18 protein-coding genes are annotated in these 15,849 nt (G+C 39.1%); 12 read left to right on the plus strand and 6 right to left on the minus strand.

What is annotated here, in order from left to right:
• Positions 1 to 12: 12 nt before the first annotated feature.
• The 5 genes from JM79_RS14880 to JM79_RS14900 form a co-directional block, all read right to left on the minus strand.
• Positions 13 to 1,041 carry an asparaginase gene (locus JM79_RS14880; protein WP_141878911.1) on the minus strand — a complete coding sequence of 343 codons (1,029 nt, stop codon included), beginning with the start codon at positions 1,039 to 1,041 and terminating at the stop codon, positions 13 to 15.
• Positions 1,031 to 2,164 carry a 1-acyl-sn-glycerol-3-phosphate acyltransferase gene (locus tag JM79_RS14885; protein ID WP_141878912.1) on the minus strand — a complete coding sequence of 378 codons (1,134 nt, stop codon included), beginning with the start codon at positions 2,162 to 2,164 and terminating at the stop codon, positions 1,031 to 1,033. Before JM79_RS14885 ends, JM79_RS14880 begins: the two co-directional genes overlap by 11 nt.
• Before the next feature lie 50 nt (positions 2,165 to 2,214).
• Positions 2,215 to 2,982 (minus strand): TatD family hydrolase, encoded by a 768-nt coding sequence (locus JM79_RS14890; RefSeq protein WP_141878913.1) that lies wholly within the window; start codon positions 2,980 to 2,982, stop codon positions 2,215 to 2,217.
• Between the two features lie 70 nt (positions 2,983 to 3,052).
• Complete coding sequence (locus JM79_RS14895) at positions 3,053 to 4,105, minus strand: NAD(P)/FAD-dependent oxidoreductase (RefSeq protein ID WP_141879259.1); 1,053 nt, start codon at positions 4,103 to 4,105, stop codon at positions 3,053 to 3,055.
• Between the two features lie 56 nt (positions 4,106 to 4,161).
• Positions 4,162 to 4,659 carry a DUF456 domain-containing protein gene (locus JM79_RS14900; protein WP_141878914.1) on the minus strand — a complete coding sequence of 166 codons (498 nt, stop codon included), beginning with the start codon at positions 4,657 to 4,659 and terminating at the stop codon, positions 4,162 to 4,164.
• A 110-nt stretch (positions 4,660 to 4,769) separates the two neighbouring features.
• Here JM79_RS14900 and JM79_RS14905 point away from each other — a divergent pair, with 110 nt between their 5' ends.
• From JM79_RS14905 to JM79_RS14925, 5 genes are read left to right on the plus strand one after another with little or no spacing between them, the layout of a single operon-like run.
• The gene (locus JM79_RS14905) at positions 4,770 to 5,132 is read left to right on the plus strand and encodes a BlaI/MecI/CopY family transcriptional regulator (protein WP_141878915.1); all 363 of its coding nucleotides are present in this window, start codon (positions 4,770 to 4,772) and stop codon (positions 5,130 to 5,132) included.
• Complete coding sequence (locus tag JM79_RS14910) at positions 5,132 to 6,745, plus strand: M56 family metallopeptidase (RefSeq protein ID WP_141878916.1); 1,614 nt, start codon at positions 5,132 to 5,134, stop codon at positions 6,743 to 6,745. Before JM79_RS14905 ends, JM79_RS14910 begins: the two co-directional genes overlap by 1 nt.
• Positions 6,746 to 6,764: 19 nt before the next feature.
• Entirely contained in the window at positions 6,765 to 7,235 is a 471-nt protein-coding gene (locus tag JM79_RS14915) for an energy transducer TonB (RefSeq protein WP_141878917.1), read from the plus strand.
• A gap of 11 nt (positions 7,236 to 7,246) precedes the next feature.
• Positions 7,247 to 8,395 (plus strand): tetratricopeptide repeat protein, encoded by a 1,149-nt coding sequence (locus JM79_RS14920; RefSeq protein ID WP_141878918.1) that lies wholly within the window; start codon positions 7,247 to 7,249, stop codon positions 8,393 to 8,395.
• Between the two features lie 60 nt (positions 8,396 to 8,455).
• Entirely contained in the window at positions 8,456 to 8,929 is a 474-nt protein-coding gene (locus JM79_RS14925; protein ID WP_141878919.1) for a hypothetical protein, read from the plus strand.
• Between the two features lie 2 nt (positions 8,930 to 8,931).
• On the opposite strand, the gene JM79_RS14930 is transcribed toward JM79_RS14925, so the two are convergent.
• Positions 8,932 to 10,077 (minus strand): glycosyltransferase, encoded by a 1,146-nt coding sequence (locus JM79_RS14930; RefSeq protein WP_141878920.1) that lies wholly within the window; start codon positions 10,075 to 10,077, stop codon positions 8,932 to 8,934.
• Between the two features lie 88 nt (positions 10,078 to 10,165).
• On the opposite strand from JM79_RS14930, the gene ruvC reads away from it, so the two are divergent.
• The 7 genes from ruvC to JM79_RS14965 are packed head-to-tail and all read left to right on the plus strand — an operon-like array spanning position 10,166 to position 15,820.
• Positions 10,166 to 10,717, plus strand: a complete 552-nt coding sequence (gene ruvC, locus JM79_RS14935; protein ID WP_141879260.1) for a crossover junction endodeoxyribonuclease RuvC — start codon at positions 10,166 to 10,168, stop codon at positions 10,715 to 10,717.
• Positions 10,718 to 10,720: 3 nt separating this feature from the next.
• Complete coding sequence (hemW, locus tag JM79_RS14940) at positions 10,721 to 11,887, plus strand: radical SAM family heme chaperone HemW (protein WP_141878921.1); 1,167 nt, start codon at positions 10,721 to 10,723, stop codon at positions 11,885 to 11,887.
• Positions 11,888 to 11,935: 48 nt separating this feature from the next.
• Positions 11,936 to 12,688 carry a cyclase family protein gene (locus JM79_RS14945; protein ID WP_141878922.1) on the plus strand — a complete coding sequence of 251 codons (753 nt, stop codon included), beginning with the start codon at positions 11,936 to 11,938 and terminating at the stop codon, positions 12,686 to 12,688.
• Positions 12,685 to 13,035, plus strand: coding sequence for a DUF4260 domain-containing protein (locus JM79_RS14950; RefSeq protein WP_141878923.1), 351 nt, complete (start codon positions 12,685 to 12,687; stop codon positions 13,033 to 13,035). Before JM79_RS14945 ends, JM79_RS14950 begins: the two co-directional genes overlap by 4 nt.
• A 1-nt stretch (position 13,036) precedes the next feature.
• Positions 13,037 to 13,651, plus strand: coding sequence for a DUF4230 domain-containing protein (locus JM79_RS14955; RefSeq protein ID WP_141878924.1), 615 nt, complete (start codon positions 13,037 to 13,039; stop codon positions 13,649 to 13,651).
• Between the two features lie 31 nt (positions 13,652 to 13,682).
• The gene (locus tag JM79_RS14960) at positions 13,683 to 14,045 is read left to right on the plus strand and encodes an MmcQ/YjbR family DNA-binding protein (RefSeq protein WP_141878925.1); all 363 of its coding nucleotides are present in this window, start codon (positions 13,683 to 13,685) and stop codon (positions 14,043 to 14,045) included.
• The gene (locus JM79_RS14965; protein WP_141878926.1) at positions 14,042 to 15,820 is read left to right on the plus strand and encodes a DNA mismatch repair protein MutS; all 1,779 of its coding nucleotides are present in this window, start codon (positions 14,042 to 14,044) and stop codon (positions 15,818 to 15,820) included. Before JM79_RS14960 ends, JM79_RS14965 begins: the two co-directional genes overlap by 4 nt.
• Positions 15,821 to 15,849 lie beyond the last annotated feature (29 nt).

Genomic DNA, 15,849 nt, shown 5'->3' on the forward strand with positions numbered 1-15,849 from the left:
CCGCCATTAATTTTAAGACATTTCACCTCGAAGGGAGGTTTCGAAGATCGTTTTGAAAACTTTTGGAGATAAGTCTTTACCTATCAGGTACATTAGTTTACTTACCGCAGCTTCGGTAGTGATATCCTTTCCGGAAACCACCCCTACTTTCTTAAGACCTACACTGGTTTCATACTGTCCCATGTTCACACTTCCTGCTACGCATTGCGTCACATTGACCACAAAAAGCCCTTCTTTTATTTTCTTCCGAAGAAGTTCGAGAAACCAGGATGTATTCGGCGCATTCCCGCTACCGTAAGTCTCTAACACCACTCCTTTTAGCCCAGGTTTGGCCAGAATATGCTCCACCGTGCTCTCGCTTATTCCCGGAAACATTTTTAATACGAGTATATTATCGTCAAAACCTGTATGTAATTTTGTTTTCTGCTTTCTATTGGGAGCCCAAAGTGCCTTATAATTAACCGAAAGATATACACCAGATTCGGCGAGAGCAGGATGATTCATGGAAGAAAATGCCTGAAAATGCTCGGCATTAATCTTTGTAGTCCTGTTCGCCCGGTATAATTTGTACTCAAAATAAAGCCCAACTTCAGAAATAACTGGTTTTCCATTCTTTCTTAAACCTGCAACCTGAATACTTGTGATCAGGTTTTCCTTAGCATCTGTCCGCAAATCCCCGATAGGCAACTGCGAACCGGTGAAAATGATTGGCTTCGTTAGGTTTTCGAACATAAAACTCAGCGCTGAAGCGGTATATGACATGGTATCACTCCCATGTAACACCACAAACCCATCGTAATCATCGAATCGTTCGTGGATCACATTTGCGATCTTGATCCAGTATTCGGGATTCATATTGGAGGAATCGATAGGATCACCAAAGGTCATGGTTTCGATCTCATGCTCAAGAATCTTCAATTCCGGGATGTTATGCAAAAGCTCATCAAAATTGAAAGCTTTTAGCGCACCAGTCTCATAATCCTTGATCATCCCAATGGTACCACCGGTATAAACAAGTAGTATCTTGGAATTATCCTTCATTAAGTCCCAGTTTATTGATTACAGGATTCGCATACATTAACAGGTAACTATTCAAAGCCAGCGGATTTTTGACATCCACACGTCTGCTAACTCTACGGTCAAACTGTCTTTTCTCCTTTTCTGTGTATTTATCTGTAAAACGCTCCTCATTTCTTAGTAGATCACAGGCTATATAGTTCGATGGCCATAACTTATAATTCTTATGGATCGCTTTATCAATGAGTTTGGAAACTGCCTGAAGCTGATCATTGACTGAAAGATTCTGCTCACGAATATAATCCAGGTCTGCTGAAGTGATCACTTCGCCCGCATTCAGGCGTATTCTACCTTTTTGACCCATCGCGCCCTGCATGATACTATTAAAGTCTTCATTGGCGCTTTTCTTATATTCCTCCTGCATTCTTTTTGCCAGTACTTCCGGCATCTTCAGCATATCTGTAGGATCGAATTCATAAGAAATGGAAACCGGTACGATCTTGATCTTAGCCAGGTAATCGAGAAGATCCAGGTCACCTTTGGCCATCCCGATCATCTTGAGAACACCCTGTTGGGTCACATCATTACCATCTTTGGTTCGCCCTTCTCTTTGCGCCATCCAGATCGATCTTGAGTCTTCCAGTAATCCTCTCGTATATTCTGAAAGTCGCATGGAACTTTTAAGCATCTCACGCGGACTCTGATTTCGAAGAACCAGAAAATTTCGATTTAACTTTGCCAGGGCAGCAAGGAAAGGTTTCTGTACCAGATTATCGCCAATAGCTGAAGCCGTCATCACCAGGTCATGGTTGTATAGCGTATAATTAAGCAACGAAGTATCTAACAGAATATCCCTGTGATTGGAAATATAGAAGTATGATTCATCCTGATCAAGTTTATCAAAACCACGGTCACTAAGACCCTCACTGGTTTTCTCCAGAACTTTCTCTACACTATAGTAAATTACCTTGCTTTGAAAATCCTTAATAGAATAGCAATCTGCGAGTATGGTCCTGATCTCGTCATATTCCAGATCGGGAAAGGTAAATTGCAGAAGCGCCTTTACCATGGGATGTTTCACATACTGCTGCAAAGCAGGATTTACCTCTTCATCGTCGTAAAAACGTATATCATCAAAATTTTGCACCTATCTCTAATATTAGTTCAACAAATGAACAAAATTTATGTTTAACAGCTTTAGATTCCAAAGACTTCCTTTGAGTTTTTGGTAGTTACCTCCGCAATGGTCTCCACTGGGAGTTCATATATTTCCGCTAATTTCTCGGCAACCTTTAATATAAAGACAGGATCGTTTCTTTTTCCGCGGAAAGGTTTAGGAGCCAGGTATGGAGCATCTGTCTCAAGAACAATCTGCTCTAGCGGAATTTGAGCCATGAATTTATCGATTCCACCATTTTTGAAAGTAACCACTCCGCCAATACCGAGTTTCATATTATAGGAAAGCGCCTGTTGCGCCTGCTCGAAATTCCCCGTAAAGCAATGAAAGATCCCAAAAAGATCATCACCTTTTTCTTCTTCTAATACTGAAAATACCTCATCAAAAGCATTACGACAATGAATAACAATTGGAAGTTTGTACTTTTTCGCAAGCTGTATCTGTCTTCTGAAAGCGTCCTGCTGAATTTCCAGCGTGGATTTATCCCAATACAGATCGATTCCAATTTCTCCTACAGCGTAAAATTTGCGCTTTGCAAGTTCCTCTTCTACATGCTTTAATTCATCTTCATAATTCTCCTGCACATGAGTAGGATGTAATCCCATCATCAAAAATATGTTATCTGGAAATGCTTTTTCCAGCTCATACATACTTTGGGTAGTTTCTGAATCTATCGCCGGAATGAAAAAACGGGTCACGTTTTGAGCGATGGCATCCTGAATAAGTTGCTGCCGGTCGCCATCAAATGAGTCACTATATAAATGAGTGTGCGTATCTGTAACTGTCATATCGCAAAAGTAAGATATGCGATACAATCATAAAACCAATTTAGCTGAAGTTCTTATTACTGAAAGGTTTTTATACTGAAACTGAATGCTTTTCAGCGATCTTCCCGGCGAGGTAAGCCGCATCTTTTTTGATTCCGCCAAGGGTTGCAGAACCTCTGGTATGTAACCAGGGCAGGCCAATAAAGTAAAGACCTTCCATATTGCTTACTCCACGATAATGTTCAGGGTAGCCGTTCTTGGCCAGTTCCAGTCCTTCAATCCATTCAAAGTTTGGTCGGTAACCAGTAGCCCAGACGATATTCTTTATGTCCCGAAGCTCTTCCTTTTCGGTAAGAATACGTTCGTTTTCAGCATCTTTCGTTTTACCCACAGCGCTCACATTTTCCCTGGCAAGAATCCCTTTTACATCTGTTCCAATTACGGGTTGTCGCGAATTACTGATCTTTTTTCCCAGCCATGTATCTCTGCTGAAGCTTAAAAAACCAGATTTTGTAAACCACCACCAAAGTGTTTTACCCATTATTTCCTGCGGAAGTACTTTTACATCTGTAGTTCCTGAAAAATAGGTTTTGCGATCATTTTCAGAAATTTCATCGAGGATCTGAAATCCGCTATCTCCGGCTCCCACCACCATCGCAGGTCCTGGCTGCAACTGTTCTGGGTTCTTATAATAGTTGCTATGGATCTGAAAAACTTCAGAAGAGATCTTTTTGGAGAAAGCTGGTGTATAGGGAATATGAAATGGCCCTGTAGCAATAATTACATTTCTGGCTTTTAGATCACCTTGCGGCGACTTCAGAAGAAAATGATTATTTACTCGTGTGATCTTTTGGATGTAAGTTTCTAACTGAACCGGAAAATCAAAATTCTGCACGTATTCTTTAAAGTAGCCGGCGACTTCAGTTTTCGATGGGTAATGACCTTTTTTAGCCGGAAATTCCATCCCGTGCATATTATTAAATTCAGAAGGAGTAAAAAGAGTAAGAGAATCCCATCGATTCATCCATGAAGCACCAATTTCGGCTTCTTTATCCACGACCAGGAAGTTATGACCCTGTTGTTTTAGATAATAGGCCATGGCCAAACCTGCCTGTGCCGCTCCTACCACGATAAAATCCAACATCATTTAACTTTTTTGCAAAAGTACGCTTATTTAAAGGTTTCTGAAAATCAGATCTTTCAGAATATAAACTCCTTATAACTCCAGAATTGGTAAAGGAACAGGATAAGAAATGCAAAGGTGACGATGAATTCCATAAAGCTGGAAGCCAGCAGACCGAGAAAAGAACCAAAAGCAGCCTTTCCAGCCGTTCTGGAATCAGATTTATTTAGAATTTCTCCAATAAAAGCACCTACAAACGGACAAATAAGAATAGCGAACGGAAATGGAGCAAAAATCCCTATGATCAAACCTATGGTTGCACCGATCATTCCTTTACGGCTTCCTCCAAATTTCTTAGTTCCCATTGCTGGGATGGCAAAATTGAGAATATAGAAAAGGATGGCAACAAAAAGTGTGATTCCAAGGAACACGTAATTCACTCCTACTCCCGGAATAAGGAAAAATATAAGCAGCCCAATCCAGCTTAATGGTACTCCAGGCAAGACCGGCAGAAAACTTCCCAGGATCCCCAGGATCATAAAAATCGCCGCTACACTTAATAATACTATCTCCATACTATTTCTTTTTCTGAACGAAGATAATCAACTTAAAATCATTTTTTAACTAAATAATTAGTTCAAACTAAAAGATTAGTTCTATATTAGCTTCAACTTATTCATTTACCATGAAACAATTAACCAAGGCAGAAGAAGAGATCATGCAAATTCTCTGGCATCTAAAAGAATCTAATGTGAACGGAATCATTGATGAAATGCCCGAGCCTAAACCGGCCTACAACACGGTTTCGACAATTGTAAGAATCCTGGAGAATAAGGAATTTGTAGATCATAGAAAAAAGGGAAAAGGTTATATCTATTTTCCAAAAGTTGAGAAAGAAACCTATAGCAACCAGAGCATTAACCAGTTGATGAACAATTATTTTAATGGTTCATTTCAAAGTATGGTTAGCTTTTTTATGAAAAAGAACGAGATGAAATCAACAGATCTCGAAGCAATCTTGAAAGAAATCAATAAAGATAATAAGTGATGGAACATTATATCATCCAGGTAATTTTATTCCAGCTGGCATTTTTCGTGATCTACGAAGTATTGCTGGAAAAAGAAACCTTTTTTAAACTTAACCGTGCGTACTTGATTGCAACTCCTATCCTGGCGTTTTTGATTCCATTTGTAAAAATTGGGAGCTTACAGCAAAGTGCACCAGCACGCATAATGCAACAATTTAGCGATCAAACAATGATCTTAATGCCGGAGGTTATGATTGGTGAAACCTCGAAAGCCGCGACTGCGAATCCTGTTCAGGCCGATCCTTCGATCAACTGGTTGTTCTGGTTATATCTTGCAGGAGTAGTCATTAGTTTAAGCATATTTATTTTCAAGCTCATTAAACTTCAGAAGATCGCTCGAAAAAGTAAAACTCTTGATGTTCGTTACTACGAGCTGAGGGAGGTTCCAGATTCGTATACTGCTTTTACCTATTTCAATAAGTTATATATAGGAGACCAAATTTCAGAAAAAGACCGACAGCATATCATCACGCACGAATTGGTACACCTGCACGATCATCACGGTTTTGATTTAATGGTTTTCGAACTATTAAAGATCCTGTTCTGGTTCAATCCGCTTATCTATATTTTCCAGTCACGTCTGGCTACGCTTCATGAGTATATTGCTGATAGTACCACCGTTCAAAAATCGGGAAAAAAGCAATATTTCGAACAGTTGCTCAATACAGCCTTCGGAACAGAAAACTTTTCATTCACCAATCAATTTTTTAGTCATTCATTAATCAAAAAACGAATCATTATGTTACAGAAAAATCAATCATCCAACATTTCAAAATTCAAGTTTTTACTCATCATTCCCTTGCTAATGCTAATGCTCACTTATGTTGCATGTTCAGATGATAATTCAATTGAACAAAGCACGATGGAAGTTAGTAAGGCAGAACATGAAAATCTCGTGGATTCATATTGGACAGAATTAAAAGAAATGGAAGCAAAAGGATTGAGCTGGGATAAAATAGCTTCTACACATATTCCTCAGGAACCGAAAGCAGAACAAACTAAGGAAGAATATTACAGATTCTTAGTTTTTACCAAATGGGTCATGGAAAGTAGCAAGGAAAGAAAAATAAAGAATGGAACCTATAGCGAGTCTGACAAGAAATTTTCGGCTCGCAATAATGAACGTTTTGAAATAACTTATGATGAATATTTACAAAATCGAAAAAACAATAAAATCAGTGAACCAGTAATTATAGAGACGAAGGAAGAAAAAACCTCATCAGTACCATTTGCTGTGATCGATAAAGTTCCTGCCTTTCAGGAATGTGACCAATGGGTGGATGACGCTAGAAAAAATTGTACTTCTTCAGAAATTTCAAAATTCGTCAACAAGAACTTCAATACTTCCCTAGGAAAGGAATTAGGACTTGAAGGAATAAATCGTGTTATCGTTCAATTCAGAATTGATGAAAACGGACAGGTTCAGGATATTAAATCAAGAGCTCCGCATCCGAGATTAGAAGAGGAAGCTAAAAGAGTAATTTCTGAACTTCCATCATTTATTCCTGGAGAACAAAATGGTCGTGCCGTAAGTGTCATGTATAGTCTACCAATCGCATTTAAGGTCCAATAATAAATTCAAAAACAAGATTATGAGAATCAATAAAATTAAAAATCTACTTAGCCTCTTTGTATTGCTAATTTCTCTTTCAGGTTTCAGCCAGGAGATGGCTACACCCTTTGCGGTGGCAGATAAATCACCGGTCTTTCCTGGATGTGAATCGCTATCTGGCAATGATCAGAAAGATTGCACGGTGGAGCGAATCACCAATCATGTGAATAAAAATTTTAACACCGCTCTGGGAAAAGAATTGAATCTTACCGGTCGTCAACGTATCGTTGTGAAATTTGTGATAGGGAAAGACGGTGATATTAGAGATGTTGAATCAAGATCTCTGGCAAAAGAAGCTGATGTTAGAGCCAGCCTCCAAGCTGAAGCTACTCGCGTGATCAAATCATTGCCAAAGATGCAAGCGGGTGAATTTGAGGGTGAGAAAGTGGCGATCGCCTATGCTTTGCCCATAGAATTTGCTACGCCTCAAAAAGAAACTAAGAACGGATAATATTCAATAATTTGAAATTTTTACTAGCCCTGATTCTTACAATAATTGTCCTGCTGCCAACCTATGCGCAGCAGGACATTTTAAATAATGCTGATAGTCTTGCAGCGGTTGGTAATCGTGAAGAAGCCATTAAATTATTGGCAGACTTGCCTGATAAAGATGCTAAAATTCTATTGAAACTGGCGAAATTTCAGCAGTCGGAAGGAAATATCAAAGCTGCACTTGAGAATTACAAACATGTAACACAACAACATCCTGAGAAGGTTTTAACCATGCAGGACTATGGAGAACTGCTACTTGAAAACGGGAAACTTGAGCTGGCAGATAGTATCTTCAGTAATTTAAAAGAAAGATATCCTGAAAATGCTGGCTTTACCTATAGATTAGGGCTTACCAAAGAGAAGCGCAAACTGGATACCCTGGCTAATCGTTTATTTTTCGAAACCGTTAGTTATGATCCTACACATCAGGGAGCACTTTACAAAACCAGTAAATATCAATTAGCTCGCGGTAGAAAACATGAAGCGATTGTACTCGCGCAGGCTGGTTTGAAAAAACGTCCAAAAAATGTAAGTCTTTTATCTATTCTGGGCCAGGCTTATATGTCTACTTTTCAGTTTGACAAGGCGATACCGGCGTTTAAAACGATCGTAGAAGAAGGTGAAGCTTCAGAATTTGTACTGCAAAAGCTCGCAAAAGCCTATCGTATGACCAACCAGTTATCAAAAGCTTTGGAAACCTATAAGCAAATGCTCGACATTAATGATATGAATAGCGCTGCGCATTCTAACATTGGCGTCATCCTGATGGAAATGGACAGGCATAAAGATGCGAGAGAACATTTCTATAATGCACTTTTTATAAAAAATCCCAGAGTTGACAACGAGTTTCTGAATCTTGGACTTGCTTCAAAGGAACTCGAAGATTTTAAAGAAGCCTACCGGTTTTTCAAATTTGCGATCGAAGAAAATGAAGAAAACGAAAGGGCTTTACTGGAACTGGCGCTTACTGCCGACAGGTATTTTGAAGATAAAAAATCTGTGGCTGAACATTACCAGCGATACCTTGACAGGTATGCCGGAAATGGAAATCCTGCTATGATCGAAATTGCAAAATACAGGTTAAGTGAGCTTAAAAAAGAGGAGCATTTTTCGGAATAGCAGATAATTTTCCTAACCTGCTAGATTTCACTATTTTTGGAATCCGAAAGCTAACTTTTAATGAAGAAGATATTATTTGCAGTTGCCATTTCAGTTCTGTGCTCCTGTAATTTCGAAACCAGGAAAATTTCTTCTGAAGAGGTTCTGGAGCAGGAATCACGCACATTGAACTGGAAAGAAGTGGATGAGTATCCCGCTTTCGAAGATTGCCAGAATCTCACCGATCTTGCCGAAGCTAAAGATTGCTTCGCCCGCCAGGTCTCCACGACAATTTATAGCCACCTGGCAAGTCAGCAACCCGTAGTAACCAAAAGCATTGACGATACGCTTTTTATTTACCTGGAAATCGACAAGAACGGGAAACCGCAAGTTGAATCCATAGAAGTGGATACCACAGTGACCAATCAATTACCAGATATTAAGAACTGGATCAGGCAGAGTATTGATTCCTTGCCTAAAATTTACCCGGCGAGCAAAAGAGGAATTCCTGTATCTACTGTGTTTAAAATGCCTGTAGTTGTAAAAGCCGAATAAATCTATTTTCGGTAACCTCTTCCCTTCCACTTAAAACCTACGAATAGAGAAGTCAGCGAAATTCCTGAAGAAAATAAAGGGTAGGCAATACTACTCAAGGCATAACTTCGCATACTTGCCTTCCTGTCAAAAAATACCGCAGCTTTATAGATCAACATAAAATCCAGGTTAAACTTTATAAGGAATGCAATCATAAGCCACTGAAGATAGCTGGCGTCGAACAGGCAAAGCACTAGTCCTATAATTAATGCTGCATTCATTAGAAACACGGTCAAAGCAGCAAACCTGGCAAAACTATCATCGTAACCGGCAGATTTTGCTGCCCAGCGTAAACGTTGCTGTATAAAGCTTCGAAGATCTTTCTGCGCCGAAGTTGTTACGATCATGTTATTACTTCTAACAAAATCGATCTTTCTTTTGTGTTCTTTAAATTTCTGAAGTAAAAAAACATCATCACCACCTGCATAGTTGCCGGACTGCTTATAACCGCCAACTACCTGGAATGCTTTTTTCTTAAAGCATAGATTTGCCGCATTACATATAAATGGCTTTCTCAATCCAAAAGAACCAATCGTAGTAGCCTGCAAACTCATAAAATCAATGAGATCAAATTTTCGGAATAGTGGATCTTCAGGATGAACTTCGACGAATATTACCGGAGCTGCAATTAGATCTGAATCCTGAGACTCTATATAATTATCAAATCCCTGCAACCAGTTTTCAGGAACTTTACAATCGGCATCTGTAGTGACTATATATTCAAATCTGGATTTATCTATACCGACCTTTATAGCATCTTTTTTTGCTGAAATGGATTCTCTCTGGTTTTGCAAGAGCTCGATCGAAAGATCAGCATGCATCTTGCGAAATTCCTGAACCAGTTTTTCTGAATCATCTTCAGAAGAATCATTGATCAAAAGAATCTCAAATTTGTTCTTCGGATACTTCAAATTTTTCAAAGAGTCAAATAAACCGGGCAAATGTAACTGCTCATTTCTAAACGGAATGATGATGGAAAAACCGGTTTCAAAAGGAGAAACAAAACGAGGATTGTTTTTTAAATTTCTCCAACCATATAAAAGTGATAAGAGTAAAATTATATAAGACAGACAAATGCCGGCTAGGATGTAGACAGGAAGCATGGCCATAAATTGCGAACGCCAGATTTTAAATGATTAGTTTTGCAGAAGTCCAAATTAGGCAATTTTAGTGAGTAGCACGACAGACAAAAGAACTATACAAGGGGAAAGGATCATCCTGGGAATTGACCCCGGAACCACGATCATGGGTTTTGGTTTGATCAAGGTGGTTAACAAGAACATGAGCTTTATTCAAATGAATGAGTTACAGCTCAACAAATACAGCGATCATTATGTAAAGCTGAAACTAATTTTCGAGAGAACCATTGAACTTATAGACACCTATCATCCCGATGAAATTGCTATTGAAGCACCGTTCTTCGGGAAAAATGTGCAATCCATGTTAAAACTGGGTCGGGCGCAGGGCGTGGCTATGGCCGCTGGATTATCGCGCGAAGTTCCTATTACAGAATACCTTCCGAAGAAAATTAAAATGGCGATAACCGGGAATGGAAATGCCAGTAAAGAGCAGGTTGCAAAGATGCTGCAAAGTATGCTGAAGATCGGGGAACTTCCAAAAAACCTTGATGCTACAGATGGTCTGGCTGCAGCGGTTTGCCACTTTTATAATTCTGGAAAAACCGAAATTGGCAAAAGCTACACAGGCTGGAGCGCCTTTGTAAAGCAAAATCCGGGTAAGATCAAATAGGTCATGAGCGGAATCTATATTCATATTCCATTTTGCAAACAGGCATGTCACTATTGTGATTTTCACTTTTCAACCTCTACAAAGAAGAAGGGGCAACTTGTTGAAATGCTTAGCAGGGAACTGAAATTGCGAAAAAATGAAATTCCCGGACTTATACAAACCATCTACTTTGGAGGCGGAACTCCTTCTCTACTCTCTGCGGAAGAACTTGAATTGATTTTTGAAAGCATCAACCAGAATTTTGAAGTTTCAAATAGTGCCGAGATCACTCTCGAAGCAAATCCTGATGATCTTTCAGAAGAAGTTTTAAAAACGTTGAATGATTCACCAGTAAACCGACTAAGTATTGGTGTGCAATCCTTTTTTGAAGCAGATTTGAAATTGATGAATCGCGCACACAACGCAACAGAAGCATTAGAAAGCCTGAAACTTACGAAGCGATATTTCGATAATATTAGTATTGATCTTATTTACGGAATTCCCGGACAATCTGATAAGCAATGGATCGAGAATCTAGAGATCGCTCTGGAACTGGACATTCCTCATATTTCTAGTTATGCGCTTACCGTTGAACCAAAAACAGCACTGGAAAATTTTATCAAGAAAGGAAAGATCCAACCGGTCACCGACGAGAAGTTCAGGAAGCATTTCGATATCCTGGTGCAAAAGCTTACAACCGCTGGATTTGAACATTATGAGTTTTCAAATTATGGAAAACCAGGTTTTCACTCAGAAAACAATATGGCTTACTGGCTGGGTAAAGCTTATCTGGGAATTGGACCGTCTGCCCATTCTTATGACGGTAAGACCAGAAGCTGGAACGTGGCGAATAATTCATTATATATTTCGGCATTAGCAGAAAATAAAATTCCGCAACAGCAGGAAGTTTTATCGCTAACAGATTCTTATAACGAATATATTATGACGAGGTTACGCACAAAATTCGGCGTAAATTCAGAAGATATTTACCGCAACTTTGGAAAGCTTTACGAACAACATTTTATAAAGGAAGCACAAATTTTTCTTGAAAACGGACAAATAGAAAAGCGTGATACCGAATTCCATATTTCTGAAAAAGGTAAATTTCTAAGCGATGGAATTGCCGCAGAGCTCTTTTACCTTGATGACTATAATTTTGGTGAGTCTCAAAAATATCAACTTCACCGCTAGCCTATTATCGGTTTACAATCTTACATTTGTTGAGCATATTCATCTCTTATGATCGCCAGCATACATTACCAGAATTCAGATTTTCGTGTAGATCTTTCCAAACCTCTGGATATTTCCATTAGTCTGCGTGGTGATGAAAAAAATCCAATCGCCTGGTATCTGGAACATCCTGAGATCAAGCCGGTTGTTGATGGCAATTTTATTGGAAAAGTAAGTGCGGGAGCTTCAGTGAATTTCAACAATATCAGCTTTAATCCCCATGCTCATGCAACGCATACCGAGTGTGTTGGTCATATCACCAAAGAACCAAATTTTATTCAGCAGCATTTAAAACGTTTCTTTTTTAAGGCAGAAGTGATCTCTCTAGAACCAGAAATTGCTGGTGAAGACCGTATTTTTAGAAGAGCACAATTCGAAAAAGCTTTAAAAGATTCTACGGCTGAAGCGATCATTATCAGGACGCTACCAAATTATATTGGTAAGATCTCCAAACATCATTCTCATACGAACTGGCCATATCTAGAGGAGGCGGCGGCTAATTTTTTGAGAGAACACGGAATCGATCACCTGCTTATAGATCAGCCTTCTGTAGATAAAGAGAAGGATGAAGGAAAACTTCTGGCTCACAAAGCTTTCTGGAACTACCCGAAGGAGATCCGTTACCATGCGACGATCACAGAATTGATCTATGTTCCAAATAAAATTGAGGACGGCGCCTACTTTCTAAGTTTGCAGCCGGCATCTTTCGAAAATGACGCAGCACCATCAAAACCAGTCTTATATAAAATTCTCAACAAATGAAACTTAGTTTGAAAATCGAAGAATTTGCAATGCTTATTCTGGGGGTTTTTCTCTTCACAAAACTGGATTATAGCTGGTGGTGGTTTGCAGGCTTATTTTTAGTTCCCGATATTGGCATGTTGGGTTATCTTGCAAGTGATAAGATTGGTGCATATTCCTATAACATTTTTCATCATAAAGGAATTGCTATTGCGATCTACCTGATGGGAATCATGCTCGATCATGCATTTTTACAGCTTTCCGGAATCATGCTATTTGCACATTCCAGTTTTGATCGTTGTTTTGGATATGGTCTTAAATATGAAAAAGGATTTAAATTCACTCATTTAGGTGAAATAGGTACATAATATGGAATTACTATTTATAGGACTTGCAGCCGGTGCGGTTGCTGCATACTTTATTTTTTCGATCTTCAATAAGAATCGATCCATGGAGAAGACCAATGAACAATCTGTTGTTCTTATGGATAAGATTAGAAGCGTTTGCAAATTTATCACTGTAGAAGGTGATTTTTCTGAGATCTACCACTACGAGAATCTAAAGGAAAAATACATTAGCCTGGTCTTCGGAAAAAAGAAAGCCATTGTGCTGGTACAGGCGAAAGCACACGTTGGATTTGATCTTAGCAAGGTGAGAATGCAAAGCGATAATGAGAATAAAAAGATCATACTCACCAATTTCCCACAACCGGAATTATTGACGATCGAAACAGATTTTAAATACTACGATAAACGTGAAGGCTGGGCGAATCCTTTTACAACCTCAGATCTTACAGACATTAACCGTGACGCCAAAAAAACCATTGTAGACAAGATACCTCAAAGCGGACTCATGGAGCAGGCACAAAAAGAAGCTTTGGGTACGATCGCGCTAATGGAAAAGATCGTGGAAACCATCGGCTGGAAACTCGATTATTCAGCACTTACCATCGAAAATACGGAAGCTCCTAAACTGGAAAAATAAGATCTGCCTCTTTTATTAAACACTAATTTTTATGAATATCGACCAGTTCAGAGATTATTGCTTAGTAAAAAGAGGGGTTTCTGAGCATTTACCTTTTGGCCCGGATAATCTTGTTTTTAAGGTCATGGGCAAGATGTTTAGCATTGCCAGCCTCGATGAAGTTCCACTTAGAGTGAATTTAAAATGTGATCCAGAATGGGCTGTTCAGCTAAGGGTAGAATACCCGGAAACAATTTTACCGGGTTATCACATGAATAAACGTCACTGGAATACGTTAGTAATGAATGGTGGAGCAGCTCCGGAATTGACCAGGAAACTCATAGATCATAGTTATGAACTGGTAGTTGCAGGATTAACCAGAAAACTTAAGCAGGAATTAGATAGTTTAGAATGAAAGAACCTTTAGCTTTTTACAAGGATAGAAAGAACAAATACGAGCAGGAGAGAAAGAAGTTATCAGGAAAACTGGCAGTCTCGAGTATCCTGAGATTACTTGTATTTCTCGCCTTATGTGCCGCAGTTTTTTTCTTCTACGATCAGGTACAGGTCGTTGTTCCTGTGGTCATTGGCTGTCTGGCACTATTTATCTTCCTTATCTCAAGACATTCTGGTCTTAAACGCGAAAAGGATAAAACGGAAGCTTTGATCTCTATAAATGAAACTGAGATCCACGTTCTCGAAACAGGGGATTTTCTGAATTTACCAGACGGAAAAGAATTTGATGTTGAAGATCATGATTTTAGTCGTGACATTGATCTCTTCGGAAGAAAAAGCTTTTTTCAGTATCTCAATAGAACTGCTTTAGCTGAAGGAGCAAGCAAACTTTCATCTTTTCTGCTTAGTAATGACACTACCCGAATTACTGAAAAACAGGAAGCAATCAAAGAGCTCGCTAACAAAGCCGACTGGCGACAGGAATTTAGCGCCACTGCTACGCTGGTAAGAACCGAGAATTCTTCGAAGACCATTCTCAAATGGATTACAAATTATAAAGCTTTTGTTCCGGCAATTATGCGCTGGTTACCAATTGTTTTTACGACTCTTTCTGTAGGAGTCATCCTTGCCTATTATTTCAGTTTCATTGGATTTTACCAGCTGTTATTATGGTTGCTTATAGGCATCATGATCACCGCCATTTACGTTGGCAGGATCAATCAACTATCCTCAGCAATTGGAAAGGTCCAGGATACTTTTCAGCAATATTACCAGCTACTCGGCTTTATTGAAGACGAAAAATTTGAGTCGGATATTCTCCATGATCTCCAGACTTCCATTGCTTCGGAAAAACGGAAAGCTTCAGAAATTTTAAAAGAATTCAGTAAAGGTATTGATGCTCTGGATCAACGGAATAATTTTCTGTTTGGATTTCTTGCTAATGGATTTATGCTTTGGGATTTAAAACAATCTTACCGACTAGAGAAATGGATACTTCAGCACCGAACTGAAGTTAGCAACTGGTTTAAGGCAGTAGAAAACTTCGATGCTTACAACAGCCTCGGTAATTTTGCATTTAATCATCAACAATATACTTTTCCGAAGATCTCTGAAGTACCAAATGGCATAGAAGCAAAAGAGCTAGGGCATCCACTTTTAAAGCAAAGTAAACGTGTAGATAACGATTTCAGAATAGAAAGCGACCAGTTTTTTATCATTACCGGTGCGAATATGGCTGGAAAAAGTACATTTCTAAGAACGGTCGCGCTGCAAATCGTAATGTCAAACATGGGACTTCCGGTATGTGCCGATTCCTGCACCTATTCACCTATCAAATTGATAAGCAGCATGCGTACCAGTGACTCGCTGGGTGACGATGAATCCTATTTCTTTTCTGAACTTAAAAGACTGAAGTATATCGTTGATAAAATTCAGACCGAGAAATACTTTATCATTCTCGATGAGATCCTGAAAGGCACCAACAGTACAGATAAGGCGATAGGCTCTAAAAAGTTCATTGAACGCCTGGTAAAGTCCAATTCAACGGGGATCATTGCTACACACGACCTTAGTTTATGTGAAACTGCCAACCAGTTCGAGCAGGTAAAAAATTACTATTTTGATGCCGAAATCGAGAACAACGAACTTCATTTTGACTACCGATTCAAGAAAGGAATTTGCCAGAATATGAATGCTTCATTCTTACTTAGAAAAATGCAGATCGTGGAAGATTGATCTTCAGGTAAGTTTTCCCAAGAGAATTA

Source organism: Gramella sp. Hel_I_59, assembly GCF_006714895.1.
Classification (GTDB): Bacteria; Bacteroidota; Bacteroidia; order Flavobacteriales; family Flavobacteriaceae; genus Christiangramia.